We start from the raw sequence: 25345 nt of genomic DNA on the forward strand, positions 1-25345 counted from the left end.
TCTCTTCTCCCCCCCCCCCCCCCCCCCCCCCCCCCTCCCCCCTCTCTTCTCCCCCCCTCCCTCTCTTCCCCCCCCCCCCCCCCCCCCCCCCCCCCCCCCCCCCCCGCGTCGGTGAGCCCTGGGCTCGGGCGGCGTCGCGTCCTGCTCGACCAGCGGGGGCCGCGTCAGGCGCGACCGCGGTTGCGACGGCGGATGGCGCGCGGCGCCCGGCCGCCCACGAACGACCGGCCGGCATCGACGAGGAATCCGTTGCGGAGCGCCTCGCGCCCGATGAGCATGCGGAAGCCCATCTCGTCGCGGTTCGTGAGCGTCACCTCCGCCGTCACCGCGCGGCCGAGCAGCACGAGGTCCATGAGCACCACGAGCCGCTCCTGCGTGTGCCCCGTCGAGCTGCGGACCACCCGGCGATCGTGGACCGGCAGCTCGACGGTGGTCGCGTCCTGGTCGGTGTCCTGCCAGGGGTGGATGCCGAAGCGCACGCGGTCGACGTCGTCGCGCGTGAACTCCTCGACGTCGAACGCGTGCAGCGCCGACGAGCGCGCACCCGTGTCGAGCTTCGCCTTGATCCACTCGACCTCGGCCTGGGGCAGGCGCACCCACTCGCGCCATCCGGCGATGGTGCTTGAATGGGTGGGCTCTGTCATCCGAACCATCTTCGCAGGGACTTCCCCATGAAACTCGCGATCCTGTCGCGCGCGCCCCACGCCTACTCGACCCAGCGTCTCCGTGCTGCAGCGCAGCAGCGCGGTCACGACGTCAAGGTGCTGAACACGCTCCGCTTCGGCATCGACCTGTCCGGCGCCGAACCCGACCTGCAGTACCGCGGCCGCACGCTGTCGGACTACGACGCGATCCTGCCGCGCATCGGCAACTCGATCACGTACTTCGGCACGGCCGTGGTGCGGCAGTTCGAGCAGATGGACGTCTACACGCCCAACACCGCGAACGGCATCACGAACGCGCGCGACAAGCTCCGCGCGACCCAGATCCTCTCGCGGCACAACATCGGCATGCCGGCGACGACCTTCGTGCGCAACCGCGCCGACCTCCGCCCGGCCATCGAGCGCGTCGGCGGCGCACCCGTCGTGATCAAGCTGCTCGAGGGCACGCAGGGCATCGGCGTCATCCTCGCCCCCGAGGTGAAGGTCGCCGAGGCGATCATCGAGACGCTGCACTCGACGAAGCAGAACGTGCTGATCCAGAGCTTCATCTCGGAGAGCCGCGGCCGCGACATCCGCGCCCTCGTCGTGGGCGACCGCGTCGTCGCGGCCATGCGGCGCGTGGCGAGCGGCGACGAGTTCCGCTCCAACGTGCACCGCGGCGGCACCGTCGAGCCCGTCGAGCTCTCGGCCGAGTACGAGCAGGCGGCCGTGCGATCGGCGCAGATCATGGGCCTCAAGGTCGCGGGCGTCGACATGCTCGAGGGCAACGAGGGCCCGCTCGTGATGGAGGTGAACTCGTCGCCCGGCCTGCAGGGCATCGAGACGGCGACGAACCTGGATGTCGCGGGCGCCATCATCGACTACATCGCCAACCAGGTCGCCTTCCCCGAGATCGACGTGCGCCAGCGCCTCACGGTCTCGACGGGGTACGGCGTGGCCGAGCTCGTGGTGCACGGCGCGGCCGACCTGGTCGGCAAGACGCTCGGCGACTCGGGGCTGTGGGACCGCGACATCACGGTGCTCACGCTGCACCGCGGCACCGCGGTGATCCCGAACCCGCGCAAGGGCGTCGTGCTCGAGGCCGAGGACCGCCTGCTGTGCTTCGGCAAGCTCGAGGAGATGCGGTCGATGATCCCCGAGCGCCGTCGTCGCCGGCAGAAGGTCCGCCGGCTCCCGAAGGAGCCGATCCCCGCGCCCGCCGAGGCCGCCGCGAGCTAGACACGGCGCGGGTCGGGGGTGCGGGTCGAGATGGCCGCCCGCGGCCGTCTCGACGGAGTCGTGCTCAGGCGCGCGAGCGGAGCGCGCGCTCGGCGGCGGCGAGCGCTTCGGGCGCGGCGACCCCCAGACGGCCGACTGCGGCGGCGTAGTCGGATGCCGCGGCCTGCAGCGCCTGATCGACCGGATCGCCCGTGGCACGCACGAACGTCCCGGCGCGCCCCCGGCCCTCGACGACGCCGTCGGCCTCGAGCTCCTTGTACGCCCGCGCGACGGTGTTCACGGCGAGGCCGAGCTCCTCGGCGAGGGCCCGCACCGTCGGCAGCCTCGCGCCCGCGGCGAGTCGGCCGGCTCGCACGGCGTCGACCACCTGCATGCGCAGCTGCTCGTAGGGCGGGGTGCTCGAGTCGCCGTCGACCGCGAACCGCATGACGCCCTCAGTCGCGGTTGCGGTTGATGAGCCGCGACAGCACGATCGCGCTGCGCGTGTGGTCGACGTTGGGCGCGACGCGCACGCGCTCGAGGGCGTCCTCGAGCGACGTGATGTCGCGCGCGCGCATGTGGACGATCGCGTCGGCGCTGCCGGTCACGGTGCCCGCGTAGACCACCTCGGGCACGTTCTGGAGGATCCGCTGCAGCTCGTCGGGAGCGACCGTGCCGCGGCAGAACAGCTCGACGTAGGCCTCCGTGCTCATGCCGTCGACGGCCGGGTCGACCTGGATCGTGAACGCCTTGATGACCCCGTCGGCGACGAGCCGGTCGACGCGTCGCTTCACCGCCGACGCGGACAGCCCGACGGAGGAGCCGATGTCGCCGTACCCCGCCCGGGCGTTCTGCCGCAGCAGGTCGAGGATGGCACGGTCGAGGTTGTCCATGGGGGGAGTGTACGACCGTCCGTTGCGCCACGATACGGGCGAACGCGGCTTTCGTGCGCGGCGTTGCGGTTTCGTGATCAGGGCAAGCGTTCGCCGGAGGCCGGCGGTCGGTCGCCGGCGGCGGCGTGGCGGACCCGGAGCCCGTGCATGAGCGCCTCGAGCCCGAGGCGGAAGGCCCGCTCGGCGCCGGAGGCATCGGCGTGCTCGGGGTCGAGCGCCGAACGCAGCGAACCGAGCTCGGCGGGCACCGAGGCCTGCGTGAGGAGGTCTCCGGGGGCGACGATGTCGAGCGCCGACCCGAGCACGTGCGCCTCGACCGTGCGCATGACGGCAACGGCGTCGCGGGTCGACCACCCGCCGGCGAGCAGCGAGCCGACGACGGTCTCGTACATCTCGAGCGTGGAGCGGTCGCGGATGGGCGTCGTCGCGAGCAGCGGGATCGCGTTCGGGTGGGCGGCGAAGGCGGTCAGGTACGAGCGCGCCCACGCGTCGAGGGCGGCATCCCACGGGTGCACGCCGAACGCGGAGACGTCGATGCCCTCGACGATGCGCGCCCGGACGAGCTCGATGAGCTCGCCGCGACTCCCGACGTGGTTGTAGAGCGACGAGACCTGCCGGTCGACCCGCGCGGCGAGGGATCGCATGGTGAGCGCCTCGCCGCCCTCCTCGTCGATCAGGTCGAGGGCGGCGCTGATGAGCTGCTCGCGTTTCAGCCGTGTCACGAATCCCTCCGGGGTCTTCCGTCGCCGTGCTCCGGAGTGTAACGTGACCGCACGCAAACACGAACAGTGTTCGTAAACGGATGCCGCGCTCCGCAGCCGGCACCCGCCCCGGCGAGACGAGGTGCGGTGACGACGACGTTCTTCCACGGCGGCACGGTGTGGACCGGTGCCGACGGCCGCGACGAGCGGGCGGTGCTCGTGCGCGACGGAGTGGTGCAGGCCGTCGGCGCGGCGGCCGAGGCCGCGGCATCCGACGCCGCCGGCCATGGGCTCAAGGCCGTCGACCTCGAAGGCGGCTTCCTCATGCCGTCGTTCGGCGACGGGCACGCCCACCCCATGTTCGGCGGCCTCGAGGCCGAGGGGCCCGACGTGCGCTCCTGCCGCTCCGTCGAGGAGATCGTCGACGAGGTGCGCCGGTTCGCCGAGGCGCACCCCGAGCTCGAGTGGATCGCGGGGGCGTCGTACGACGGCAGCCTCGCCGAGGCGGGCCTCTTCGACGCGCGCTGGCTCGACGACGCCGTCTCCGACCGGCCCGTGATGCTGCGCGCGTGGGACTACCACACGGTGTGGGTCAACTCCCGCGCGCTCGAACTGGCGGGCATCGACGCGTCGACGCCCGAGCCCGAGCTCGGCGAGATCCCGCGCCGCGACGACGGCTCGCCGCTCGGCACCCTCCGCGAGTGGGGGGCCGTCGACCTGGTCACCGCGGTCATGCCCCGGCGCACGATCGAGGTCGGGGTCCGCGCCCTCGAGCGCGCCGGGCGCCACTACCTCGAGCGGGGCGTCACGTGGGTGCAGGACGCCTGGGTCGAACCGGCCGACGTCGACGTCTACGTCGAGGCCGCGACCTCCGGAGCGCTGCCGTTGCGCGTCAACCTCGCGCTCTACGCCGACCCCCGGCGGTTCCCGCGCGACCTGCCCGAGATGGCCATGGCGCGCGACCGCGTCGAGGCGCTGGGTTCACCGAGGCTCACGGCGAACACGATCAAGTTCTTCGCCGACGGCGTCGTCGAGAACGAGACCGGCGCGCTCCTCGAGCCCTACTGCTCCGGCCTGCACTCGCACGGGATGTCGGTCTGGGACGCCGAGCGCCTCGCCGAGGCGGTGCGGGCAGCGGATGCCGCGGGCTTCCAGGTGCACGTCCACGCCATCGGCGACGCGGCGGTGCGTCAGGCCCTGGACGCCATCGAGCAGGCGATCGAGGTCAACGGACCCCGCGACCGGCGCCCCGTCATCGCCCACGCGCAGCTCGTGGACGACGCCGACCTCGCCCGGTTCGCCGAGCTCGGCGTCATCGCGAACATGCAGCCCCTCTGGGCGCAGCTCGACGCGCTCATGACGGTGCTCACCGTGCCGCGCCTGGGGCAGGACCGGGCCGACCGGCAGTACCGGATGCGCTCGCTCGCCGGCACGGGAGCGACCCTCGCGTTCGGCTCCGACTGGCCCGTGTCGTCGGGTGATCCCCGCGACGGGCTCGCGATCGCCGCCTCGCGTCGCACGATCGACGGCGAGCCGGCCGGCGGCTGGACGCCCCACGAGATCATGCCGATGGAGGCCGCGCTCGTCGCCTACACCTCGGCGGTCGCCCACCAGGCGTTCGCCGACCTGGCCTCGGCGCCGTGGGGCCGGATCGTGCCCGGCGCGAGCGCCGACCTGGTCTGGCTCGCGCGCGATCCGCGCACCGTCGAGCCGCACGACCTCCCCGCCGTCGCGGTGCGCGAGACCTACCTCGCCGGCGCGCCCTGCATCACCCGGGACGACGCGGCCCGAACCGCGACCGCCCCGGACACCTCCGCAGATCCCGAGCGCAGCGTCGCGCTCCGCCCCTGAAAGGACCCACCCCCGATGTCCCAGACCATCGATGCCCGACCGCACCGCGACGCGGCAGCCGCCGCCAAGGGAACGCACCTGCGCCGCGTGCTCGGCGTGCCCTCGCTCGTGCTGTTCGGCCTCGTCTACATGGTGCCGCTCACGGTCTTCACGACCTACGGCATCGTCACGCAGCTGACGGGCGGGCGGGTTCCGCTCGCGTACGCGATCACGCTCGTGGCCATGTTCTTCACGGCGCGATCGTACGCTCGCATGGCCGCCGCGTACCCCTACGCGGGATCGGCGTACGTCTACGCGCAGCGCACCTTCGGCCCCGGGGTCGGGTTCCTCGCCGGCTGGTCGCTCATGCTCGACTACCTGTTCCTGCCGATGATCAACTACCTCGTGATCGGCATCTACCTGAACGCGGCGTTCCCCGCGGTGCCGCAGTGGGTGTTCATCATCGCCGCGATCGCACTCGTGACCGTGCTGAACGTGGTCGGGATCCTCTCGGTCGCGCGTGCGAACTTCGTCATCATCGCCGTGCAGGCGCTCTTCATCGTCGCGTTCATCGTGCTGAGCATCGTCTCGTTCGGCGGCACCGGCCGGGTCGACCCGCTCGCGCCGTTCGCGGGCGACGGCTCGGTCGAGGGCACGGGCGTCCTGTTCGCGGGCGCCGCGGTGCTGTGCCTGTCGTTCCTCGGCTTCGACGCGGTCTCGACCCTCTCCGAGGAGGCGAAGGACCCGACCCGCTCCGTGCCGCGGGCGATCATGATCACGACCATCGCCGCGGGCGTCATCTTCATCGGGCTGTCGTACCTGTCGCAGCTCGCGTTCCCGTCGAACGCGTTCACCGACGTCGACTCCGCTGCACTCGACGTGATGGGCGCGGCGGGCGGGCAGTTCCTCGCGATCTTCTTCACGGCCGCGTACATCGCCGGCGCGACGGGCTCGGCACTGACCTCGCAGGCGTCCGTCGCGCGCATCCTCTACGCGATGGGCCGCGACCGGGTGCTGCCGCGCGCGGTGTTCGGTCGACTCTCGGAGCGCTTCCGCACCCCGGTGGTCGCGATCCTGGTCGTGTCGGCGATCTCGCTGTTCGCGGTCGTGATCGACCTCGGGCTGCTCGTCGAGATGATCAGCTTCGGCGCGCTCATCGCGTTCTCGGTCGTGAACCTCACCGTCCTCAAGCACTACTTCATCGACCGTCGCGAGCGGAGCGGCTGGGCCGTCGTCAACAACCTCGTGCTGCCGCTCGTCGGCTTCGGCCTCACGGTGTGGCTGTGGACGAGCCTCTCGGGGCGCACCTTCGTCGTCGGGCTCATCTGGCTCGCGCTCGGCCTCGTGCTGCTCGGCGTCGTGACGCGCGGGTTCCGCCGTCCCGTCCCGATGCTCGACCTGCGCGAGGAGGCGTCCGCTGACGACGGCGGTGCGTCCTCGCACGACCCGGCGACCGCACCGACGGCGCCGTCGGGCGAGCGCGTGCAGGGGTAGCCGCGCTCGCCCGGGATGCCGCGGCGCGCGAGCGGTCGCCCGCGCCGCGGCATCCGTTCGCCCTGGGCTGACAGCGCGGAAACCGCTCGCCGATGCGCCTAGGGTCGGAGGATGACCCCTGACGCACCCGCACGACTCGGCGTCCAGCTGCAGCCGCAGCACGCCACGTACCCGCAGATCCGCGACGCCGTGCTCCGCATGGAGGACCTCGGCGTCGACGTGGTCTTCAACTGGGACCACTTCTTCCCGCTCTCGGGCGACCGGGACGGCCTGCACTTCGAGGCCTGGACCATGCTCGGGGCGTGGGCGGAGCAGACCGAACGCGTCGAGTTCGGCACGCTCGTGAACTGCAACTCGTACCGCAACGCCGACCTCCAGGCCGACATGGCCCGCACGCTCGACCACCTCAGCGCGAAGGACGGCGGCACCGGCCGGTTCATCTTCGGCACCGGGTCGGGCTGGTTCGAGCGCGACTACGACGAGTACGGCTACGAGTTCGGCACCGTCGGCTCGCGGCTCGACGACCTCGCCGGGGCGCTGCCGCGCGTGAAGGCGCGCTGGGCGAAGCTCAACCCGGCTCCGACGCGCGACATCCCGATCATGATCGGCGGCAAGGGCGAGCAGAAGACGCTGCGCCTGGTCGCCGAGCACGCCGACATCTGGCACTCGTTCGTGCGTCCCTCCGAGATCGCGCACAAGCTCGACGTGCTGAAGCGCTGGGGCGACCGGGTCGGCAGGGACGTGTCGCAGATCGTCGTCTCGAACGAGCTCGACCGCCGAGGCGTCGACGACGAGCACGCCGAAGCGCTCTACGCCGCCGGCGTGCGGCTCTTCACCATCGGCCTCTCCGGGCCCGACTACGACGACACGCCCGTGCGGCACTGGCTGGCCTGGCGCGACCGCAAGAACGCGGAGGCGGGCGCCGCGACGACCGCCGCCTAGCCGGGCGCACGGCGCGGGGCCGGCGTCAGTCGCCGGTCCCCGCCGGCCCCAGCGAGACCCGTCCCGTCGCATCCCAGGTCGCGCTGAAGGCGCCGGTGTCCGGATGGTCGGTCTCGACCTCGAGTCCCTCACCCGGGAAGCGGCCGTCGACGGTGCACGCTGCCGCCGACGGGCCCGACGGCATCACGAGGACGAGGCACGCGTCCCGGCCGTCCTCGCTGCGGACGGCGATGAGGCGGACGCCGTCCGAACGCGCGGCGAGCAGACGCCGGCTGTCCCGATCGAGGTCCACGCCGACGGGCGGCGCCGGGTACCGGACCCGATCGCCTCTCGGCGCGGGGGAGTCGAAGACGCGCCAGGCCTCCGTCTCGGATGCCCGGAGGGCGCGGATCCCGTCGCCCCGCGAGACGACGGCGTCGAGGGTCCATCCCGCCGCGAGCCCGGCGAGCAGCGCGATCACGGTCGTCACGACCAGGCCGGCGCGCGACGCCGGGCCGCCGCGCTCTTCGGCGCTCGCTCCGTCGTCGCCGTCCTCCGGTGAGTCGGCGGGAGGAGCCGGATCCCCGGACCGCACCCGGTCGTCCGCCTCCGGACGCAGGCCGGCGAGCTCCGCGGCGGCCGCGCGGCGTTCGTCGTCGGGCACGCCCGCACCGTACGCCGCGCGCTGGAGGCGCGCGATCCGCTCGTCGAGGTCGTCGTGGCCGGGCATGGGAACTCCGTCGTCCTACCGGGTGGTGCCGACACCGAGAAGCATGCGACGCGACCTTGGGAATCGGGTGTGACGACCCGCGGCCGGAGGGCACGCGCGACCCGCGGCCGAGGACGGTCAGTCCGTGGGCGCCGCGGCGGTGTTGATCCGGGCGCTGCCGTCGGGATCCCAGCCCGCGAGGTAGACGCCGACGCCCTGCACGGAGATCTCCGTCATCAGCCCATCGCCCGGGAAGAGCCCGTCCTCGGTGCAGGCGGTCGCGGGGCGGCCGACGGGCACGGCGAGGACCAGGCACGCGTCCTCGCCGTCCGAGGTGCGCACCGCGACGAGCTGGACCCCGTCCGAACGCGTGAGCAGCAGGCGCCGCGTCGTGTCGTCGGCGTCGATGTCGACGAGCGGCGCCGGATACCGCACGAAATCGCCCTCGGTCACCGGACGGTCGAATACCTCCCACGCCGCGGTCTCCGCGACGGGGATGCCGACGTCCGCGCCCTCGGACGGCTCGGTCGTGCTGCCGAGGGCCCAGCCGACCACGCCTCCGGCGACCAGTGCCGCCGTGGCGGCGGCGAGCACCGCGCCGACGCGGGAGCGCTCGCCCGAGCGGACCGCCGGCACGGGCGGCGCACCGGGCTGCGGCGCCATCGGCTCGATCGCCGCGACGCCCGGCTCCGGCCGGTCCGCGGGTGCCGAGAGGACGCCCGGCCCTTCGCGGTCGGCCGTGGAGGACTCCTGCAGCGCCGCGAGTTCGGCCGCGGCCGCGGTGCGCTCCTCCTCGGAGGCGCCGGCGCCGTACGCGAGGCGCTGCAGGCGCGCCATCCGCTCGTCTCGCTCGTCGTCGTGGTGGGCCATCGCGTACTCCGTCGTCCGGCGGCCGGGCCGGTGCGTACCAGCATGCGACCCGACCTTGGGAATCGGGTGGGACCGTGGACGGGTCAGGTCCGCGGCCCCCCGGAGACCCCCTCGGCGCGGATCCGGAGGTCGCCGTACTGGTCGAGCGATGCGCCGTGGTAGTCGTTCCCGCCCACGTACGCGTCCACTCCCAGTCCGCCGGACGGGAACATGCCGCCGACCGTGCACGTGCTGGCACCGAACGACTCGTCGACTCGCAGGAGGAGGCAGAGCTCGCCCCCCGCCGACCGCGCCGCCCAGACGGAGACGCCGTCGGAGCGCGTGCTCAGCAGGCGCCGGCTGTCGGGTTCGATCTCGGTGCCGAAGAACTGCGGATCCACCGCGAGGTCGGCCTCGGTCGGCTCGCGTGCGAACATCTCGGCGGCCCGCGTCTCCTCGACGGGCCGGTCGCGCTCGGGCGCCTCGACCGTCAGCGGGAGGACGACCTGTCGATCGCCGGGGCCGTCGCCGGGGGCCTCCGAGGCGGAGATGAGCTCGGCGGCGGCGATCGAGGCGCCGGCCCAGCCGGCGCCGAAGCCGATCGTGAGGGCGATCGCGCCGACCGTCACCGCCCATCGCACGATCGCGCCGGATGCGGTCGCGTCGTCCGACCCGACTCCGTCGGCGGTGTCGTCGTCGGCGTCCCCGTCGCCGCCGTCCTCCGCGGGACCGAACACGACGTCGTGCCACTCGGGGGCGTCGGCAGGTTCGACGGAGGGAACCGCCGGTGACCCGGGGGTGCCGCCGTCGTCCGAGTGCGCCCGGCCGTGGAGGATCGCCTCCAGTTCGTCGACCGCCGCGCGGCGCTCGGCGTCGGTCGACCCCGCGCCGTACGCCAGGCGCTGCAGTCCGGCGATGCGCTCGGCGTTCGGCATCCGGTCTCCTCGTCGGCCGGCGTTGGGCCGGGCTGCGCTCAGCCTGCCCCAGCGAGCCGCGCGGCGGCAAGGAGCGATCCTCAGCGGGCGGGGGCGCGGCGGACGGCGATCTCGCCGGAGGGCATCCATGCGAGCTCGTAGCCGACCCCGTCGAGCGCGACGTCCAGGGTGATGCCGGCGGCGGGGAACCGCGGATCCTGCAGGCACGTCGACCCGCCGCCCCGACGGGGATGCTCGATCAGCAGGCACACGTCGGCGCCGTTGACGGTCCGCACCGCGGTGACCGTCGCGCCGTCGGGGAGGGTGAGGAGTCGCCGCTGCGTCGCGCGGTCGACCCAGATGCGTCCGTCGGTGATCGGCGTGCGATCCGCCGCGACCTGCTCCCGGTCGAACACCGCCATCGCCGCAGCGTCCTCGAACGGGATGGCGGGCACCGAGGACGTCGGCGCGACCGCGCCCGCGGACGATGGAGCCCCGGCCCCGGCGCCGGCTCCGGGCGAGGCGAGCCCCGCGGCCGCCCAGCCGAGTCCGACGCCCGCGAGCAGGGCGCCGGCCGCGGCCGCCGCCAGCCCACTCGCGGCCCGCGACCGCCCCACGCCCCGGGCATCGATCGGGCCGGCGTCCCGCGCGGCGTCAGCCTGCCCGGGTGCGCCCACGGCCGTGTCCTCGCCATCGGCCGGCACGGCACCGGTCGCCGGGCCGCGCAGGGCGGCGAGCTCGGCCTCCGCCGCGGTGCGGTCCGCCCGCGGGACGGCCGCGCCGTAGGCGAGCCGCCGCAGTCGCGCGATCCGCTCGTCGTCGGGCATGGAGACCTCCGTCGGTCCGCCGGGCGTCGAGCGTCCGGCTCCCTCCAGCATCACGCCGCGACGACCGACCGACAAGGCCCCCGGCCGTCGCGGCGCGGCGTCGCCCGCGGTCGCACGGCTCAGCCCGAGGGCACCGCCGCGGCGTTGACCGTGACGCGCCCGTCCGCGTGCCAGACCGCGAGGTACTCGCCGATCGCGCGCGCGGACACCTCCGCGCGGAGACCGTCGGCGGGGAACCGCCCCGACTCGGTGCAGGCGATCCCGGGCCGGCCGACCGGCAGCACGAGGATGAGGCACGCGTCCGTCCGGTCGGCGGTGCGCGCCGCGACGAGGCGCACGCCGTCCGATCGCGTGAGCAGCAGGCGGCGGCTCGAGTCGTCCAGCTCGACGTCCTCCTCGGGCGGCGGATGGCGCACGAGGTCGCCGTCGCCGGCGCGGCGGTCGAAGACCTGCCAGGCCTGGGTGCGCTCGACCGGGGTGTCGTCGCCGGCCGCCGTCGACGGGCCCGCCGCGATTCCCAGCGCCCATCCCGCGGCGCCGCCGACGAGCAGTGCCGTGGCGGCCGAGGCCACCGCGAGGCGCACGGCCCGCCGCCGCTCCCACGCGCCGGGACCGGCGGTCGTCGGCGCCGCATCCCCGGATGGGGTCGCCCCGGCCGTCGCCCCGGCGGAGGCTCCCGGCGCGGGCACCGGACCGCCGCCGGGGGCTCGCGCCGCGGGCCCGGCCGTCCCCCCTGCCAGCGACGCGAGCGCTCCGAGTGCCGCGGCGCGTTCGTCGTCCGATGCATCGGCGCCGTACGCGACCCGCTGCAGTCGCGCCGTCTGCTCGTCGAGCTCGTCCCGGTGGTCGGCCATCCCCGCTCCGTCGTCGGGCCGCCCCGGCCGCCCCGATCAGGATGCGACGCGTCCTTGGGAATCGGGTGTGCGACCGCGGCGGGACGGAGGTCCGCGCCATGACCTGGCGGTGCCGGCGTGCCGAGCGCACGATCCGTGCGCGCGCGCGCCGCGGCGCCACGCCGGAAACGAGCGGCTCCGGCGTCTGCAATGGGGACTTCGTTGCGCGGAGGGCCGGAAGGCGCACGGATCCTGTGCGGGATGCCGAGAAGACGTGCGCGTTTCCCTCCACACTGGGAGTGGCGTCTCGCCGGCGGTGACACCCGAACACCGCCGTCGAGGCTTGAGAGAGCGACCTGGTCCGCCGACACCTACCGGTCGAGCAGGGCGGCACGCCGCCGCGCTCGGCTCACGAGAACCTCCCGAGGAGTGAGATGTCGACTGTGATCGAGACCGAGACCCGAACCGACGCCCCGGAGCGCACGCCGTCGAAGAAGACCGTGCTGATGTGCCGTCCCGAGCACTTCACCGTCGTGTACCAGATCAACCCCTGGATGGACCCCGCGAAGCCCACCGACACCGCGCTCGCGGTGCGGCAGTGGCAGGTGCTGCACGACACCTACGTCGGCCTCGGCTTCGACGTGCACCTCATCGACCCGGTCGAGGGCCTGCCCGACATGGTCTACGCGGCCAACGGCGGGACCGTCATCGACGGCATCGCCTACGGCGCGAAGTTCACGCACGAGCAGCGCGCCGCCGAGGGACCCGCGTACATGGACTGGTTCCGCGAGGCGGGCTTCGACGTCCGCGAGCCCGTCGAGACCAACGAGGGCGAGGGCGACTTCCTGCTCGTCGGCGACGTGATCCTCGCCGGCACCGGGTTCCGAAGCGACTCGTCGAGCCACGACGAGCTGCGCCGCATCACCGGACGCGAGGTCGTCACGCTGAACCTGGTGAACCCGAGCTTCTACCACCTCGACACGGCGATCGCGGTGCTCGACTCGCGCGCCGGCCAGGAGCACATCGCCTACCTGCCGAGCGCGTTCGACGAGCCGTCGCTCGAGATCCTGCGCGAGCGGTACCCCGACGCGATCCTCGTCTCCGAGGAGGACGCGGCGGTGCTCGGCCTCAACTCGTACAGCGACGGCCGCAACGTGGTCATCGCGGCGCGCGCGAAGGGCTTCGAGCAGCAGTTGCGCGATGCCGGCTACCACCCGATCGGGGTCGACCTCTCCGAACTGCTGCTCGGCGGCGGCGGCGTGAAGTGCTGCACGCTCGAGCTGCGTCGCTGAGCGGTCGCGCCCGCACCTGAGTGATCGAGGGGCGGATGCCACGGGCCCGGGCCCGCGGCATCCGCCCCTCGCCTTCGCCTGCGGCCGGCCCGTCGCCGAGTTCATCGGGGCCGCGCTACGATGCAGCGAGACGCAGGAACCCCGACGACCGGAGGTGCGACGATGGCGCGCAAGAAGTCCGACAAGAAGGCCAAGTCCGGGAAGCGGGGCGGCCAGGCGACCTCGTCGACGGACGCCGCGGCGCAGGCCGACTCGGCGGCCAGGGCAGCGCAGAAGACGGCCGCGAAGGCCCTCGAGGCGGCCAGGTCCGCCGTCGCCGAGGCCGCTCGCCTCGCGAAGCAGGCCGACAAGGCGGCGCGGGCCAAGGTCCGCGACCTGGAGCGCAGCCTCGACAAGCTGCGCAAGCGCGGCGGAGCCGACGGCGCGGCGTCCACGCGCACCGAGCCCGCCGACGCCACGCCCGAGTCGGCGACGGCCGCGGCGCGCGCCGCGGCCGAGGTGCCGGTCGCCGAGGTGGCGCCGGCCCCGACGAAGCCCGCCCCGAAGAAGGCGGCCGCGAAGAGGACGGCCGCAAAGCAGTCCGGCGCGAAGCAGTCCGCGGCGAAGCAGTCCGCCGTCGAGAAGAAGCCGGCCGCCGCGAAGCAGCCCGCCCCGCCGAAGCGCTCCGCGACCGCGGCATCCGCCGACGAGCTCGGGAAGAAGACCGTCGCCGAGCTGCGCGCGCTGGCCAGGGAGCGGGGCGTGACCGGCTACTCGCGCCTGCCGAAGGCGCAGCTGGTCGATGCCCTGCGTCGCTGAGCCTGCTACTCGAGCGAGTCGGCGAGGAAGGTCAGCAGCGCCGCGTTGACCTCGTCGGCGTGCGTCCAGAGCAGCCCGTGCGGAGCGCCCGGGATCTCGACGTACTGGGCGTCGGGCAGCCGCTTGGCGAACTCCCGGGCCGTCGCGTCGATGGGGAGGATCCGGTCGGCCGTGCCGTGCAGGATCAGCGACGGGACGTCGATCCGCTCGATGTCGCCGCGGAAGTCGGTGAGCCAGGTGTCGACGCACGCCGCCGCGGCGTACCACGAGGCCTGTGACGCGGTGTCCCAGCTGCCGCGCACGGCGGCCTCGGAGATGCGCGATCCGAGGTTCTCGTCGAGGTTGTAGAAGTTCTCGAAGAACGCGTCGAACCAGGCGAACCGGTCGGCCTCGGCCTGCGACCGCAGGCCGTCGAAGTCGGGCGCCGCGCCGGCCGGGTTGTCGTCGGTCTGCCGCAGGTACGGCTGGAGCGATCCGAGGAACGCCGCCTTGGCGACGCGGTCGCTGCCGTGGGCGCCGAGGTACCTGGCGACCTCGCCCGTGCCCATCGAGAAGCCGACGAGCGCGACATCCCGCAGGTCGAGGGTCTCGAGCAGGATCGCGAGGTCGGACGCGAACGTGTCGTAGTCGTACCCGGTCGCGGGCTTGCCGGACCGGCCGAACCCGCGACGGTCGTACGTGATCACCCGGTGGCGCGAGGAGAGCAGCGCGCGCTGCTGCTTCTCCCATGACTGGCCGTCGAGCGGGTAGCCGTGGATCATCACGACGGTCTGGCCCACCCCGTGGTCCTCGTAGTAGAGCTCGATCGGTGCGGAGTTCTCGGTTCCCACTTCGATGTACGGCATGCGTCCCCCTGGTGCGTCGTGTCGTGTCGCGCAAGTCCAGCATCCCGCGGGAGCGGTGGCAAGGGCGGCGGGAGCGTGGCCGGTTCCGCGTCCGGGCGTGCTATGCGGCACGGACGCGGCGCACCCGCATTCGGACCGCGCGCGGACCGCAGGTACGATTCCAGTCGTGCCGTCGCGACCTGAGGAGCCACGCATGACCGGGCCGCTGGTGGTGATCCCGACCTACAACGAGCGCGACAACCTCGCCGAGATCGTCGCGCGCACCCGCACGGCGGTGCCCGCGGCATCCGTGCTGGTGGTCGACGACAACTCGCCCGACGGCACGGGGCGGCTCGCCGACGAGCTGGCGCGAGCGGATGCCGCGGTGCACGTGCTGCACCGGGCGGGCAAGGCCGGCCTGGGCGCCGCCTACCTCGCCGCGTTCGACTGGGCGCTCGCCCACGGCCACGACCCCGTCGTGCAGCTCGACGCCGACGGATCGCACCTGCCCGAGCAGCTCCCGCACCTGCTCGCCGGGCTCGAGGCGACGGATGCCGCGGGGCGCGCGCCCGACGTCGTCATCGGGTCGCGCTGGGTCGCCGGGGGCGCGGTCGTGAACTGGCCGGCCCGCCGCATCTGGCTGTCCCGCGCGGGCAGCGCGTACTCGCGGTGGATGCTCCGGCTGCCCGTGCGGGACGTGACCGCCGGCTATCGCGTGTTCCGCGCGGAGGCGCTGCGCGCGCTCCACCTCGAGGAGGTGCACACGCGCGGCTACGTGTTCCAGGTCGACATGACCTGGCACGCCGCCCTCGCGGGACTCCGCATCGTGGAACTGCCGATCACGTTCGTCGAGCGCGAGCGCGGACGGTCGAAGATGAGCGCCTCGATCGTGTTCGAGGCGATGCTCCGCGTGACCCGATGGGGTCTCGCGCTCCGACTCGGCCGCGTCAACCCGTCGCGATCCCCGAGTCGCGCCGCCTAGCGTGGGCTGACGCGCACCGCGCGCGGGGGAGGGGCGACGCCGCATGCAGACGTTCCTGCCGTTCCCCGACTTCGCGCGCAGCGCGGCGGCGCTCGACACCGTCCGCCTCGGCAAGCAGCGCGTCGAGACGCTGCAGGTGATGCGCGCCCTCACCATCCCGGGATACGGGTGGCGTCACCATCCGGCCGTGAGGATGTGGCGCGGGCACCGGCCGGCGCTCATGGCCTACCAGGACGCGGTCTGCGACGAGTGGGAGCGCCGCGGCCACGCCGACACCTGCCGGCCGAAGACGCTCCTCGATCTCGACCTCGTGGCGGAGGACGGCGAGCGCTACCGGTCCGGGCACTTCGCCCTGCCGGCCTGGGTCGGCGACGAGGCGTTCCACCGGTCGCACCGATCGAACCTGCTGCGGAAGGACGCGGCGTTCTACGCCACGATCGCCGCCGACGTGCCGCCCGACCTGCCGTACGTGTGGCCCGCGGCGGCCGACGGCGTCGCGCCGGTCGATCCGCGCGGCTGAGGTCAGCGGCGCTCCTCGGCGACGCTGTTGCCGCCGTCGACCGCGATGAGCTGGCCGGTCACGTACGAGGCGCCGGGGCTCGCGAGCCAGGCGACCGCGGAGGCGACCTCGTCGGGGCGGCCGCTCCGGGCGACGGGCACGAGGAGACCCTCCTCGGCCTCGCTCGCCAGCTGGCTCGCCGTGGCGATCCAGCCGGGCGCGACGGCGTTCGCGGTGATGCCGAACACCGCCTCGTCGACCGCGAGCGCGCGGACGTAGCCGAGCATGCCCGCCTTCGCGGTGGCGTAGCCGACGTCGCCGCGCGAGGCCATGAGGGGGCCCGACACGCTCGAGACGCAGACGACCCGGCCCCATCCGACGTCGCGCATGCCCGGGAGGACCGCCCGGGTGAGGAGGAACGCGGTCGTCAGGTTCATGGCCAGGTGGGCGTTCCAGTCGGCGAGGGTCATGGTGCCGTCGCCGTGCAGCATCTCGGGGTCGCCCGAGGCGATCATGCCGGCGTTGTTCACGACGATGGTGGGGCGGATGGCGGCGGCCGCGAGTTCGGCCGCGAGGTCGTCGACCTGCTCCTCGACGTCGAGGCGCGCGACGATCGCCGTCGCGGTGATGCCGGCGCGCCGCAGCTCCTCGGCGCGCTCGTGCACGCGCTCGGTCGTCGCCGTGAGCACGACCCCGGCGCCGAGTTCGCCGAGCGCTCGCGCGGCGGCGAACCCGATCCCGTGCGGGCTTCCGGCGCCGCTCACGATGGCGACGCGTCCGTCGAGGTTCCACATCGTCGGAAGGCTCATGGCGTCATCGTAGGACGCGATCGCGTGCCCTCGGCCTCGCCGCGGACCGTCCACGCCCGCAGGCGGAGGGTGATGGCACCGTCGCCGGCGGTCGGGAGCGCCGCCCGGACCCGCTCGCGCAGCGCCGCCCGGTCGACCTCGGCCAAGGACGTCGCGTACGCCGGCGCAGGGCCCTGGCCGCCCAGGAACGGGGTCCAGTAGTCGTCGAAGTCGGCGAAGACCGCATCGAGCTCGACCCGCCCCGTCTCGACGGTCGGACCCGCGATGCCCGTGGCGTCCTCGAGCAGGGTTCGCATGAACTCCGGCCCCCAGCGCGTGAACCGCGCCGACTGGTCGAGCGCCTCGGCGTCCGGGTCGAGCTCCACCGCGGCATCCCAGAACGTGCTCATCAGCGGCATCCCCTCGGCGTAGTCCCAGACGTACGCGGCGACCACGCCGCCCGGACGGACCACCCGTGCCATCTCGGCGATCGCCGCCTCGGGCGACGGCACGAAGTTGAGCACGAGGCCCGAGACCGCGGCGTCGACCGAGTCGTCGTCGAGCGGGAGGCGGGTCGCGTCGCCGCGGACGAACTCCACGGCCGCGGCCCGGCGGGCGACCCGCGCCCTCGCCGTCTCGAGGAAGCCCTCGGCGGGGTCGACGCCGACGAGGGACGCGGGTGCGGCGAGGTCGAGCACGGCGCTCGCGAGCGCGCCCGTGCCGCATCCGACGTCGAGCCAGCGGAGTCCTGCCGGCGCACCCAGTGCGACGACGAACGGCTCGGCGATGCGCCGGCTCCAGCGGCCCATGTACCGCTCGTACGCGTCGCCGTGCGCCCAGTAGCTGGCAGGTTCCGGCACGCCACCGTTCTACTCCCGTGCCCGGTCCCCGGCAACGGGCGCCGTGCCCTCAGCCCCGCTCGAGGGCGCGTCAAGGGGTTGGGGAGCGCGCACCGCCGGGCGTAGCCTCGCCGTGACGCGGCCGAGACCGGCCGCCGCGATGCGAGGGGGTGCGCATGGTCGCAGTGAACGACCGCGTGAGCTGGGCGACGTCGCAGGGACGCACCACCGGGAAGGTCGTCGAACGGAAGACCTCGGACTTCACGTTCGACGGGCAGCGGTTCACCGCGAGCCCGGACGACCCCGCATTCGTCGTCGAGAGCGAGAAGACCGGAGCCCGAGCCGCCCACAAGGCGACCGCGCTCCGCGTGCTCAAGAAGAAGTAGGAGACTGCGCATGACGAAGACCACGACTGATCGCGACGCCCGTCGCGCCGCGAAGCGCGCCGTGAAGGAAGCCCAGCGGGCGGGCAAGGAGACGAGCAAGCTCGCCTCGTCGTTGCCCGAACCGGCCAAGTCGAAGGTGAAGGCCGCGGCGAAGGTCGAGCAGGCTCGCATCGACGACGCCAAGCGCGTGGCATCCGACCGCCCGCAGGCCGCCAAGCGCGTCGCGCGTCGCTCGTCGGCCCGGCTCGAGCGCGTCTCGGTGCGCTACGGCACCGCGGGCGGGAGGGCGTCGTCGAAGGACGCTCCCAAGAAGGGCAAGCGGTCCGCGACGATCAAGCAGCAGCGGGCCCAGGTGAAGCAGCCGTCCCGGATGGCGGCGCTCAGCGGCTTCCGCACGGTGCTCGCGGGCATCACGACGCCGACGGACCGGAAGCAGGCCCGGAAGACCGCGAAGGCGAGGGCCCGCCGCATGAAGCGGGCCTGACATGGCGACGCGGCTCAACGAGACCGCGCTCCGGCACGCTCGCTCGCTCGTGCGCGACGGGAAGGTCGTGCGCGACGAGCGTGACGACTGGAGCGAGCACGCGCCGAGCGCGGACGACGAGAACCGGTTCATCGAGAAGGAGGGCTGGGCGGCGTTCCGGCACTGGCACCTCGGGATCGACGATGACGAGAACCGCGAGACGAAGGGCGCGAGCTCCTTCCCCTACGGCGACCTGTCGAAGGTCCACCGGTGCGCCGTGATCTCGCTCGAGAGCCGGGCCGGCCAGTACGGCCACGACGAGATCCGGGATGCCGCGCGGAAGCTGCTGGAGCTGATCGACGCGGAGTGACGCGAGCCCTCGTGCCGGGTCGTGGCGGTTCCGACGCGCTTGCGGCCCGTCGCCGGCGGCGGTACCGTGCGCGTATCCGGCGGCCGCCACCACGTCGCCCGGTACGACGTCCGGTCGCCGCAGGGCGGTGCCATGACTCCCTCCGCGCTCCTCGAGGACGGCCGCTCGGCGTTCGCCGAGCACCGGTGGGCCGATGCGTTCACCGCCCTGAGCGGTGCCGACGGCGAGCGCGCGCTCGCAGCGCCCGACCTGGAGCGGCTCTCCACCGCGGCGTTGCTCCTCGGACGGGATGGCGCGGGCATCGACCTGGCGACCCGGGCCCACGAGGCGTACCTCGGCGTCGACCCCGCCGGGGCGGCACGGTGCGCCGCCTGGATCGGCCTCTACCTCATGGGGAAGGGCGAGGACGCGCGCGCCAACGGCTGGTTCGGGCGCGCCCGCAGGATCGCCTCGGAGGATCCCGGTGCGGAGTCGGCGGAGGCGCTCCTGCTCGTTGCCGCGGGGCTCGAACGGCTCTACGCGGGCGACCCGGTTGCCGCGGCGCAGGCGTTCGAACGCGCGTTCGCGGTCGGCCGCGGCGCGCGCGATCCCGACGCGACCACCCTCGCCCAACTGGGCCAAGGTCAGGCGAGGATCCAGCTCGGGGACTCGACGGGCGGTCTGGCGCTGCTCGACGAGGCGATGGTGGCGGTCACCGCGGGTGAGGTGTCGGCCGTGGCATCCGGGATCGTCTACTGCTCGGTGATCGGCAGCTGCCACCTCGCGTTCGACGTGCGCCGCGCGCAGCAGTGGACGGTCGCGCTCGACCGCTGGTGCGGCGAGCGACCCGACATGGTGATGTTCTCCGGGCAGTGCCAGGCGCACCGCGCCGAGCTGTACCGACTGCACGGCGCGTGGACCGATGCGGTGGCCGCGGCCCGCGTGGCGCAGGATCGGGCACGCGCCGGGGACTGGTCGGGCGCCTGGGGTGCGTGGTACCAGGAGGCGGAGGTGCGGCGGCTGCGCGGTGAGACGGAGGCCGCCGAGCGGGCCTACCACCGCGCCGCCGAGGCGGGCTCTCCGCCGGAGCCGGGACTCGCGCTGCTCCGGCTCGCGCAGGGCAGGGTGCGGCTCGCACGGTCCCTCATCCGCGAGGCCGTCGAGGCGGCCGACCCCGCCACCCGGCGCGGGCTGCTCGAGGCCGTCGTCGAGATCGAGCTCGCCGCGGGCGACGTGGAGGCCGCCAGGGAAGCGGCGGACGAGCTGTCCTCCGCCGCGCCCGGCGGCGCGATGCCCCTGATGCGCGCCGTCGCGGCGAGGTGCGACGCGGCGGTACGGCTCGAGGAGGGCGACGCTCGCGGCGCGCTCGCCGTGCTGCGGACGGCCTGGGCCGTCTGGCAGGAGCTGGACGCCCCGTACGACGCGGCACGCTGCCGCGTCCTCGCCGCCCGGGCCTGTCGCGACCTCGCCGACGACGCGGCCGCCGCCATGGACCTCTCGGCGGCACGGGAGGCGTTCGCCGAGCTCGGCGCGACGCCCGACCTGCTCCGGGTCGATGCACTGTCGCGCGGCTCGCACCTCGGGACGACGCCGCTGTCCGCTCGCGAGGTCGAGGTCGTCCGGCTCGTCGCGCAGGGGAGGACGAACCGGGCGATCGCGCGCGAGCTGTATCTCAGCGAGAAGACCGTCGACCGGCACCTCAGCAACGTCTTCTCGAAGCTCGGCGTCTCGTCGCGCGCCGCGGCGACCGCGTACGCCTACGAGCACGCACTGATCTGAGCGGTCCGATCGCCCGAGGGAATGGGGGATTCACCTGATGCCGCGCGCGACCGTCACCCCCAGCATCGGATCCATGGACGTCGCCATCATCGCCGGCGTCACCTCGACCGGCCTCTTCGCCATGAGCTACCTGCCCATGCTGGTGAAGGCTGCGCGCACCAGGGACCTCTCGTCGTACAGCCTCGGGAACCTCGCCATCACGAATGCGGGCAACCTCGTGCACTCCGTCTACGTCTTCAGCCTCCCGCCCGGGCCGATCTGGTTCCTGCACGCGTTCTACCTCGTCGCGTCGGCGCTGATGCTCGGCTGGTTCCTGCGGTACCGGACGGCGGGCGAGCGGCACCGTCCACGTCCGGCGTCCCGGGAGCGGGCGGCATGACGCCGGGCCCGTTGCGGCCCCGCCGACGCCCGCTCAGTCGAGCGGGAGCACGCACGCCGGCGACGCGAGGTCGAGCACGTCGCGCGTCCCGCCGGTGACGAGGTCCACCTCGACGAGGACGTGCCCCTCCTGGGCGGCGACGACGACCGTGCGGTCGTCGAGGTGCGCGTGGTGGCGGGGCCACGCCGCGCCGACGGGATGCTCGGCCGCGAGGCGCGGGCGCGCGGCATCCGTCGCATCGAACACGCACACGGCGTCGCGGCCGCGGATGAGCGCCGTGAACAGCCGGCCCGAGGGGCTCGCGTCGAGGTGGGACGGCTGGACCACGTCGTCGTCGCCCGACGCCGGCCGGACGACGACGGGCTCCGTTCCGAGGGCGCGCGCCGTGGCAGCGTCGACCTCGAAGGAGTGCAGGCGAGCGTCGAGCTCGCCGACCACGTGGAGCACGCCGCTGCGCACGAGCATGTGACGCGGCCCCGTGCCGGGGGCGAGCTCGATCGTGCGCACGATCCGGAGCACGGACGGCGCGGCATCCGGGTCGACGACGAACTCGTGGATCGCGTCGCCGCCGAGGTCGCTCACGAGGTGCGTGCCCCACGGCGTGGACACGACCTGGTGGGCGTGCGGAGCCTCCTGCCGGTCGGCGACGGGCCCCGTGCCGGCCGGGAGCGCCAGGGTCGAGGGTCGGCCGAAGGCGCCGTCCGGTTCGACGGGCACCGCCGTGACCGACCCCGCGCCGTAGTTGGCGACCAGCAGCATGCCGGATGCCGCGTCGACGGCGACGTGGCACGGGTGCGCCTCGCCGTGCTCGACCGCGTCGACGGGCTCGATCGCGTCACCGTCGACGCGGAAGCTCGCGACCGACCCCGACCGGTCCTCGCCGACGGCGAACAGCAGGTCGCCCGAGCGCGCGACGAAGGACGCGTTCGACGCTGGCGCGGCGGCCACGAGGCGCCAGTCGCCCGAGGCCGAGCGCTCGGCCAGGTGCAGTCCCCGGTCCGACGGCTCGGGGGTGTACGACCCGATGGCGAACCGGCGCGGCGCCGCCCCGTCGCTCACAGCTGCACCGGCATCCGCTCGGCGACGGCCTCCGCGGCGAGCGCCGTCGGCCGCGCGACGGGCACGAGCCGCGTCAGCTGCGTCACGTGCCTGGGCGTGAGCTCGTCGAGCGTGGCGACCTCGAGCAGCTTCATCGTGCGCACGATCTCGCTGCGCAGGATGTCGATGGTCCGGTCGACGCCGCGTCGCCCGCCCGCCATGAGGCCGTAGAGGTAGGCGCGACCGACGAGCGTGAACCGCGCGCCCAGGGCGATCGATGCGACGATGTCGGCGCCCGACATGATGCCGGTGTCGAGGTGCACCTCGAGGTCGGCGCCGACCTCGCGGACGACGTCGGGCAGCAGCAGGAACGGCACGGGGGCGCGGTCGAGCTGGCGCCCGCCGTGGTTCGAGAGCACGATGCCGTCGACGCCGGTGTCGGCGAGCAGCTTCGCGTCCTCCACGGTCTGGACGCCCTTGACGACGATCCTGCCCGGCCAGATCGCGCGGATCTCGTCGAGGTCGGCGAACGAGATCGTGGGGTCCATCGCGGCGTCGAGCATCTCCGCGACCGTGCCGCCCGTCGACGTGAGCGAGGCGAACTCGAGCTTCGGCGTGGTGAGGAAGTTGATCCACCAGGCCGGGCGGGGGATCGCGTTGACCACCGTGCCGAGCGTGAGCTGCGGGGGGATCGAGAAGCCGTTGCGCTTGTCGCGCAGGCGCGCCCCCGCGACCGGGGTGTCGACCGTGAAGAACAGCGTGTCGAATCCGGCGGCCGCGGCTCGCTCGGCGAGGCCGTACGAGATCTCGCGCTGCTTCATGACGTAGAGCTGGAACCAGTTGCGCCCGTTCGGGTTCGCCGCCTTGACGCCTTCGATCGACGTGGTGCCGAGCGTCGACAGCGTGAACGGGATGCCCGCGGCGCCCGCCGCGCCGGCGCCGGCCACCTCGCCCTCGGTCTGCATCATGCGCGTGAAGCCCGTCGGCGCGATGCCGAAGGGCAGGGCGCTGGGGCCGCCCAGCACCTCGCGGCTCGTGTCGACGACCGGCACGTTCCGCAGGATCGAGGGGTGGAACTCGATGTCGAGGAAGGCCTGCCGGGCGCGCGCGAGCGAGATCTCGCCCTCGGCCGACCCCTCGGTGTAGTCGAACGGCGCCTTGGGCGTGCGGCGCCTGGCGATGTCGCGCAGGTCGGCGATCGTGAGCGCCTTCTCGAGGCGGCGGTCGGTCGGGTTGAGCGTGGGCCGCTTGAACTGCATGAGCTCGGCGAGCTCGCGCGGGTCGGGGAACTGGCGCTTGACCATCGGGTGCTCTCTTCCTACGGGGTGCTCGGCGCGGCGGGTGCGCCGCCGGGGTCGGGTGAGGTCTCGGCGTAGTAGCCCGAGATGTGGTCGTGGATGCGCGAGCGCGCGGCCGCGGCATCCGCTGCCCGGATCGCGGCGACCACGCCGCGGTGCTCGGTGCGCAGGCGCGCGGACGTGGCCGGCCAGTCGGCGATGCGGCCGAGCCCGGCGAGCGCATAGCCCTCGATGCCGCTGCGCAGCCCCGCCATGGTCGCGGTGACGACCTGGTTGCCGGATGCCTCGGCGAGGGCGAGGTGGAAGGCCGCGTCGAGCGCGAGGAACTCGGCGGGCACGAGCGTGGGGTCGTCCATCGCATCGAGCAGGCGCTCGGCCGGACCGAGGTCGGGTCGCCGATCGCCCGCGGACGCGGCGGCCAGGTCGTCCGCGACGTGCGCCTCGAGCACGAGCCGCGTCTCGACGATGTCGGCGACCGGGAATCCGCTGGCGGCGACCTGCAGTCGCATGAGCGCGCTCATGCCGCCGCCGGGGGTGGCGATGATGATCGCGCCGGCGTTCGGGCCGGAGCCCGCGTGCGTGCGGACGAGCCCGAGCACCTCGAGCACGCGCAGGGCCTCGCGGACGCTCGAGCGGCCGACGCCGAGATCGGCGGCGAGCTGGCGCTCGCCGGGGAGGCGCTCACCCGGGGCGAGCTCGCCCTCCAGGAGTCGCCGTTCGACGTGCTCGAGCACGGCCTGCCAGGCGCGGGGCTCGATCGAGCGGGCGGATGTCTGGTCGCCCATGCCGTCTCCCTCGTCGCGCCGTGTGGTCTGACCACAGCGTACCAGATGTGGTCAGACCATATGCAGACGCATCTTCGGGCCGGCGCGGTCCGGACGCAACCCCCTGACGCCGGGCGCCGACCGCTCGCAGACTGGGCAGCGACGGCGCACCGCGCCGCGGAGGGAGCGCGAACGTGAGCGACATCAACACGCCCAGGGGGAACGAGCACCCGCGGGAACCCCGCGAAGGCGACGACGAGGACACCCCGCCCGACGACATGTCGTCGTACGCCATCCAGCCCCCGCCCACCGAGGACGGCGAGGTGCCCGGGGTTCCGGACGCGAGCGGCGCCCTCGACGGCGGCACCGACGGCGAGCCGGGCGCCAACGCCACGGGCGTCGGCGCCTGATCTCCGGCGGGGGCGGCGGACCCGCGCCGGCCCCCGCCGTCGTCGCGCTCACGGCGCCGGGCCGTTGGCCCCTTCCGCCACGTCCGCGGGTTCGGGCACGCTGGGAGCATGAGCGGATACGCCAACCCCGACCGCCCCGGCGAGCGACTGAGCACCTCCGAGCGCGAGGAGGCCCTCACGCGGCTCTCCGAGTTCCACATCGAGGGCCGGATCACGTCGGCGGAGTTCGACGACCGCGCCGCCGCGGCCCGCGCCGCCGTGACGCGCGCCGACCTCGTGCCGCTGTTCGCCGACCTGCCGTCGGCGGCGCCGTCGTGGGAGTCCGAGCCGTGGGCGGCCCCGCCGGCCGCCTCGGCGTCCACCGGCACGCCCGGACCGCCGCTCGCGCCGCCACCGCCGCCCGCGTTCGGCGCGCCCGTCGAAGCGCGGCCGGTCCGCACGTCCCGCGCCCTCGGCGGCCGCGTCGGCGACACCGTGATGGCGCTGACGCCGTTCCTCGCGCTCGCGCTCTTCTTCCTGACCGGGTTCGCGGGCGGGTTCGCGTGGTCGTGGCTGTGGTTCCTGATCATCCCCATCGCGGCGATCATCATCTACGGCCCGTCGGGCAAGCCCGACTCCGAACGCTGA

30 protein-coding genes are annotated in these 25345 nt (G+C 74.1%); 15 read left to right on the forward strand and 15 right to left on the reverse strand.

Annotation, left to right across the window (positions count from 1 at the left end):
* Positions 1 to 164 precede the first annotated feature (164 nt).
* The gene (locus WBQ80_RS12135) at positions 165 to 644 is read right to left on the reverse strand and encodes an ATP-dependent zinc protease family protein (RefSeq protein WP_336570791.1); all 480 of its coding nucleotides are present in this window, start codon (positions 642 to 644) and stop codon (positions 165 to 167) included.
* A gap of 27 nt (positions 645 to 671) precedes the next feature.
* On the opposite strand from WBQ80_RS12135, the gene WBQ80_RS12140 reads away from it, so the two are divergent.
* Positions 672 to 1880 (forward strand): RimK family alpha-L-glutamate ligase, encoded by a 1209-nt coding sequence (locus tag WBQ80_RS12140; protein ID WP_336570792.1) that lies wholly within the window; start codon positions 672 to 674, stop codon positions 1878 to 1880.
* Between the two features lie 64 nt (positions 1881 to 1944).
* Here the strand turns inward: WBQ80_RS12140 and WBQ80_RS12145 are convergent, their stop codons facing one another.
* The 3 genes from WBQ80_RS12145 to WBQ80_RS12155 all read right to left on the reverse strand — a co-directional run bounded on the left by WBQ80_RS12145 (position 1945) and on the right by WBQ80_RS12155 (position 3474).
* Positions 1945 to 2307, reverse strand: coding sequence for a GntR family transcriptional regulator (locus WBQ80_RS12145; RefSeq protein WP_336570793.1), 363 nt, complete (start codon positions 2305 to 2307; stop codon positions 1945 to 1947).
* A gap of 7 nt (positions 2308 to 2314) precedes the next feature.
* Positions 2315 to 2752 carry an Lrp/AsnC family transcriptional regulator gene (locus tag WBQ80_RS12150; protein ID WP_336570794.1) on the reverse strand — a complete coding sequence of 146 codons (438 nt, stop codon included), beginning with the start codon at positions 2750 to 2752 and terminating at the stop codon, positions 2315 to 2317.
* A gap of 77 nt (positions 2753 to 2829) precedes the next feature.
* Positions 2830 to 3474 (reverse strand): TetR/AcrR family transcriptional regulator C-terminal domain-containing protein, encoded by a 645-nt coding sequence (locus tag WBQ80_RS12155; protein WP_336570795.1) that lies wholly within the window; start codon positions 3472 to 3474, stop codon positions 2830 to 2832.
* Between the two features lie 126 nt (positions 3475 to 3600).
* Between WBQ80_RS12155 and WBQ80_RS12160 the strand changes: the two genes are divergently transcribed.
* The 3 genes from WBQ80_RS12160 to WBQ80_RS12170 all read left to right on the forward strand — a co-directional run bounded on the left by WBQ80_RS12160 (position 3601) and on the right by WBQ80_RS12170 (position 7719).
* A complete protein-coding gene (locus WBQ80_RS12160; protein ID WP_336570796.1) occupies positions 3601 to 5304 on the forward strand; it encodes an amidohydrolase in 1704 nt (567 codons plus the stop codon).
* Between the two features lie 15 nt (positions 5305 to 5319).
* Entirely contained in the window at positions 5320 to 6777 is a 1458-nt protein-coding gene (locus tag WBQ80_RS12165) for an APC family permease (protein WP_336570798.1), read from the forward strand.
* 111 nt (positions 6778 to 6888) lie between these two features.
* The gene (locus WBQ80_RS12170) at positions 6889 to 7719 is read left to right on the forward strand and encodes an LLM class F420-dependent oxidoreductase (RefSeq protein WP_336570800.1); all 831 of its coding nucleotides are present in this window, start codon (positions 6889 to 6891) and stop codon (positions 7717 to 7719) included.
* A 25-nt stretch (positions 7720 to 7744) separates the two neighbouring features.
* Here WBQ80_RS12170 and WBQ80_RS12175 read toward each other — a convergent pair whose 3' ends face one another.
* From WBQ80_RS12175 to WBQ80_RS12195, 5 genes are all read right to left on the reverse strand, one after another.
* Positions 7745 to 8428 carry a hypothetical protein gene (locus WBQ80_RS12175; RefSeq protein ID WP_336570801.1) on the reverse strand — a complete coding sequence of 228 codons (684 nt, stop codon included), beginning with the start codon at positions 8426 to 8428 and terminating at the stop codon, positions 7745 to 7747.
* Positions 8429 to 8545: 117 nt separating this feature from the next.
* Positions 8546 to 9277, reverse strand: coding sequence for a hypothetical protein (locus tag WBQ80_RS12180; protein ID WP_336570803.1), 732 nt, complete (start codon positions 9275 to 9277; stop codon positions 8546 to 8548).
* A gap of 83 nt (positions 9278 to 9360) precedes the next feature.
* Positions 9361 to 10191 (reverse strand): hypothetical protein, encoded by an 831-nt coding sequence (locus WBQ80_RS12185; RefSeq protein ID WP_336570804.1) that lies wholly within the window; start codon positions 10189 to 10191, stop codon positions 9361 to 9363.
* An 80-nt stretch (positions 10192 to 10271) separates the two neighbouring features.
* Entirely contained in the window at positions 10272 to 10997 is a 726-nt protein-coding gene (locus WBQ80_RS12190; protein WP_336570805.1) for a hypothetical protein, read from the reverse strand.
* A 119-nt stretch (positions 10998 to 11116) separates the two neighbouring features.
* Entirely contained in the window at positions 11117 to 11851 is a 735-nt protein-coding gene (locus WBQ80_RS12195) for a hypothetical protein (protein ID WP_336570806.1), read from the reverse strand.
* A 413-nt stretch (positions 11852 to 12264) separates the two neighbouring features.
* On the opposite strand from WBQ80_RS12195, the gene ddaH reads away from it, so the two are divergent.
* Positions 12265 to 13122 (forward strand): dimethylargininase, encoded by an 858-nt coding sequence (gene ddaH / locus WBQ80_RS12200; protein WP_336570807.1) that lies wholly within the window; start codon positions 12265 to 12267, stop codon positions 13120 to 13122.
* Between the two features lie 162 nt (positions 13123 to 13284).
* Positions 13285 to 13920 carry a Rho termination factor N-terminal domain-containing protein gene (locus WBQ80_RS12205; RefSeq protein WP_336570808.1) on the forward strand — a complete coding sequence of 212 codons (636 nt, stop codon included), beginning with the start codon at positions 13285 to 13287 and terminating at the stop codon, positions 13918 to 13920.
* Between the two features lie 5 nt (positions 13921 to 13925).
* On the opposite strand, the gene WBQ80_RS12210 is transcribed toward WBQ80_RS12205, so the two are convergent.
* Positions 13926 to 14765, reverse strand: coding sequence for an alpha/beta fold hydrolase (locus WBQ80_RS12210; RefSeq protein ID WP_336570809.1), 840 nt, complete (start codon positions 14763 to 14765; stop codon positions 13926 to 13928).
* Positions 14766 to 14958: 193 nt separating this feature from the next.
* Here WBQ80_RS12210 and WBQ80_RS12215 point away from each other — a divergent pair, with 193 nt between their 5' ends.
* The gene (locus tag WBQ80_RS12215; protein ID WP_336570810.1) at positions 14959 to 15726 is read left to right on the forward strand and encodes a polyprenol monophosphomannose synthase; all 768 of its coding nucleotides are present in this window, start codon (positions 14959 to 14961) and stop codon (positions 15724 to 15726) included.
* A gap of 43 nt (positions 15727 to 15769) precedes the next feature.
* The gene (locus tag WBQ80_RS12220; RefSeq protein WP_336570811.1) at positions 15770 to 16246 is read left to right on the forward strand and encodes an MSMEG_6728 family protein; all 477 of its coding nucleotides are present in this window, start codon (positions 15770 to 15772) and stop codon (positions 16244 to 16246) included.
* 2 nt (positions 16247 to 16248) lie between these two features.
* Here WBQ80_RS12220 and WBQ80_RS12225 read toward each other — a convergent pair whose 3' ends face one another.
* Positions 16249 to 17034, reverse strand: a complete 786-nt coding sequence (locus tag WBQ80_RS12225; protein ID WP_336570812.1) for an SDR family NAD(P)-dependent oxidoreductase — start codon at positions 17032 to 17034, stop codon at positions 16249 to 16251.
* Positions 17031 to 17873, reverse strand: a complete 843-nt coding sequence (locus WBQ80_RS12230; protein WP_336570813.1) for a class I SAM-dependent methyltransferase — start codon at positions 17871 to 17873, stop codon at positions 17031 to 17033. The genes WBQ80_RS12225 and WBQ80_RS12230 overlap by 4 nt, the downstream gene beginning before the upstream one ends.
* Before the next feature lie 155 nt (positions 17874 to 18028).
* Between WBQ80_RS12230 and WBQ80_RS12235 the strand changes: the two genes are divergently transcribed.
* From WBQ80_RS12235 to WBQ80_RS12255, 5 genes are all read left to right on the forward strand, one after another.
* Positions 18029 to 18238: a DUF2945 domain-containing protein gene (locus tag WBQ80_RS12235; RefSeq protein ID WP_336570814.1), complete on the forward strand. Its 210-nt coding sequence runs from the start codon at positions 18029 to 18031 to the stop codon at positions 18236 to 18238.
* Positions 18239 to 18248: 10 nt separating this feature from the next.
* On the forward strand, positions 18249 to 18722 hold the full coding sequence (locus WBQ80_RS12240; protein WP_336570815.1) for a hypothetical protein: 474 nt from the start codon (positions 18249 to 18251) through the stop codon (positions 18720 to 18722).
* Between the two features lies 1 nt (position 18723).
* A complete protein-coding gene (locus WBQ80_RS12245) occupies positions 18724 to 19071 on the forward strand; it encodes a hypothetical protein (protein WP_336570816.1) in 348 nt (115 codons plus the stop codon).
* Positions 19072 to 19203: 132 nt separating this feature from the next.
* Positions 19204 to 20829 (forward strand): response regulator transcription factor, encoded by a 1626-nt coding sequence (locus WBQ80_RS12250; RefSeq protein ID WP_336570817.1) that lies wholly within the window; start codon positions 19204 to 19206, stop codon positions 20827 to 20829.
* A 73-nt stretch (positions 20830 to 20902) separates the two neighbouring features.
* A complete protein-coding gene (locus WBQ80_RS12255) occupies positions 20903 to 21208 on the forward strand; it encodes a hypothetical protein (RefSeq protein ID WP_336570818.1) in 306 nt (101 codons plus the stop codon).
* Positions 21209 to 21241: 33 nt separating this feature from the next.
* Here WBQ80_RS12255 and WBQ80_RS12260 read toward each other — a convergent pair whose 3' ends face one another.
* Genes WBQ80_RS12260 through WBQ80_RS12270 form a run of 3 tightly spaced genes read right to left on the reverse strand, consistent with a single transcriptional unit; the run spans position 21242 to position 24329 of the window.
* Positions 21242 to 22267 carry a lactonase family protein gene (locus WBQ80_RS12260; RefSeq protein ID WP_336570819.1) on the reverse strand — a complete coding sequence of 342 codons (1026 nt, stop codon included), beginning with the start codon at positions 22265 to 22267 and terminating at the stop codon, positions 21242 to 21244.
* A complete protein-coding gene (locus tag WBQ80_RS12265; RefSeq protein WP_336570820.1) occupies positions 22264 to 23550 on the reverse strand; it encodes an alpha-hydroxy acid oxidase in 1287 nt (428 codons plus the stop codon). The genes WBQ80_RS12260 and WBQ80_RS12265 overlap by 4 nt, the downstream gene beginning before the upstream one ends.
* 14 nt (positions 23551 to 23564) lie before the next feature.
* Positions 23565 to 24329: a FadR/GntR family transcriptional regulator gene (locus tag WBQ80_RS12270; protein ID WP_336570821.1), complete on the reverse strand. Its 765-nt coding sequence runs from the start codon at positions 24327 to 24329 to the stop codon at positions 23565 to 23567.
* 173 nt (positions 24330 to 24502) lie between these two features.
* Between WBQ80_RS12270 and WBQ80_RS12275 the strand changes: the two genes are divergently transcribed.
* Both WBQ80_RS12275 and WBQ80_RS12280 read left to right on the forward strand, forming a co-directional pair.
* Complete coding sequence (locus WBQ80_RS12275; protein WP_336570822.1) at positions 24503 to 24718, forward strand: hypothetical protein; 216 nt, start codon at positions 24503 to 24505, stop codon at positions 24716 to 24718.
* A 108-nt stretch (positions 24719 to 24826) separates the two neighbouring features.
* Positions 24827 to 25345 (forward strand): DUF1707 SHOCT-like domain-containing protein, encoded by a 519-nt coding sequence (locus WBQ80_RS12280; protein ID WP_336570823.1) that lies wholly within the window; start codon positions 24827 to 24829, stop codon positions 25343 to 25345.

Source organism: Agromyces sp. CCNWLW213 (assembly GCF_037199545.1).
Classification (GTDB): domain Bacteria; phylum Actinomycetota; class Actinomycetes; order Actinomycetales; family Microbacteriaceae; genus Agromyces.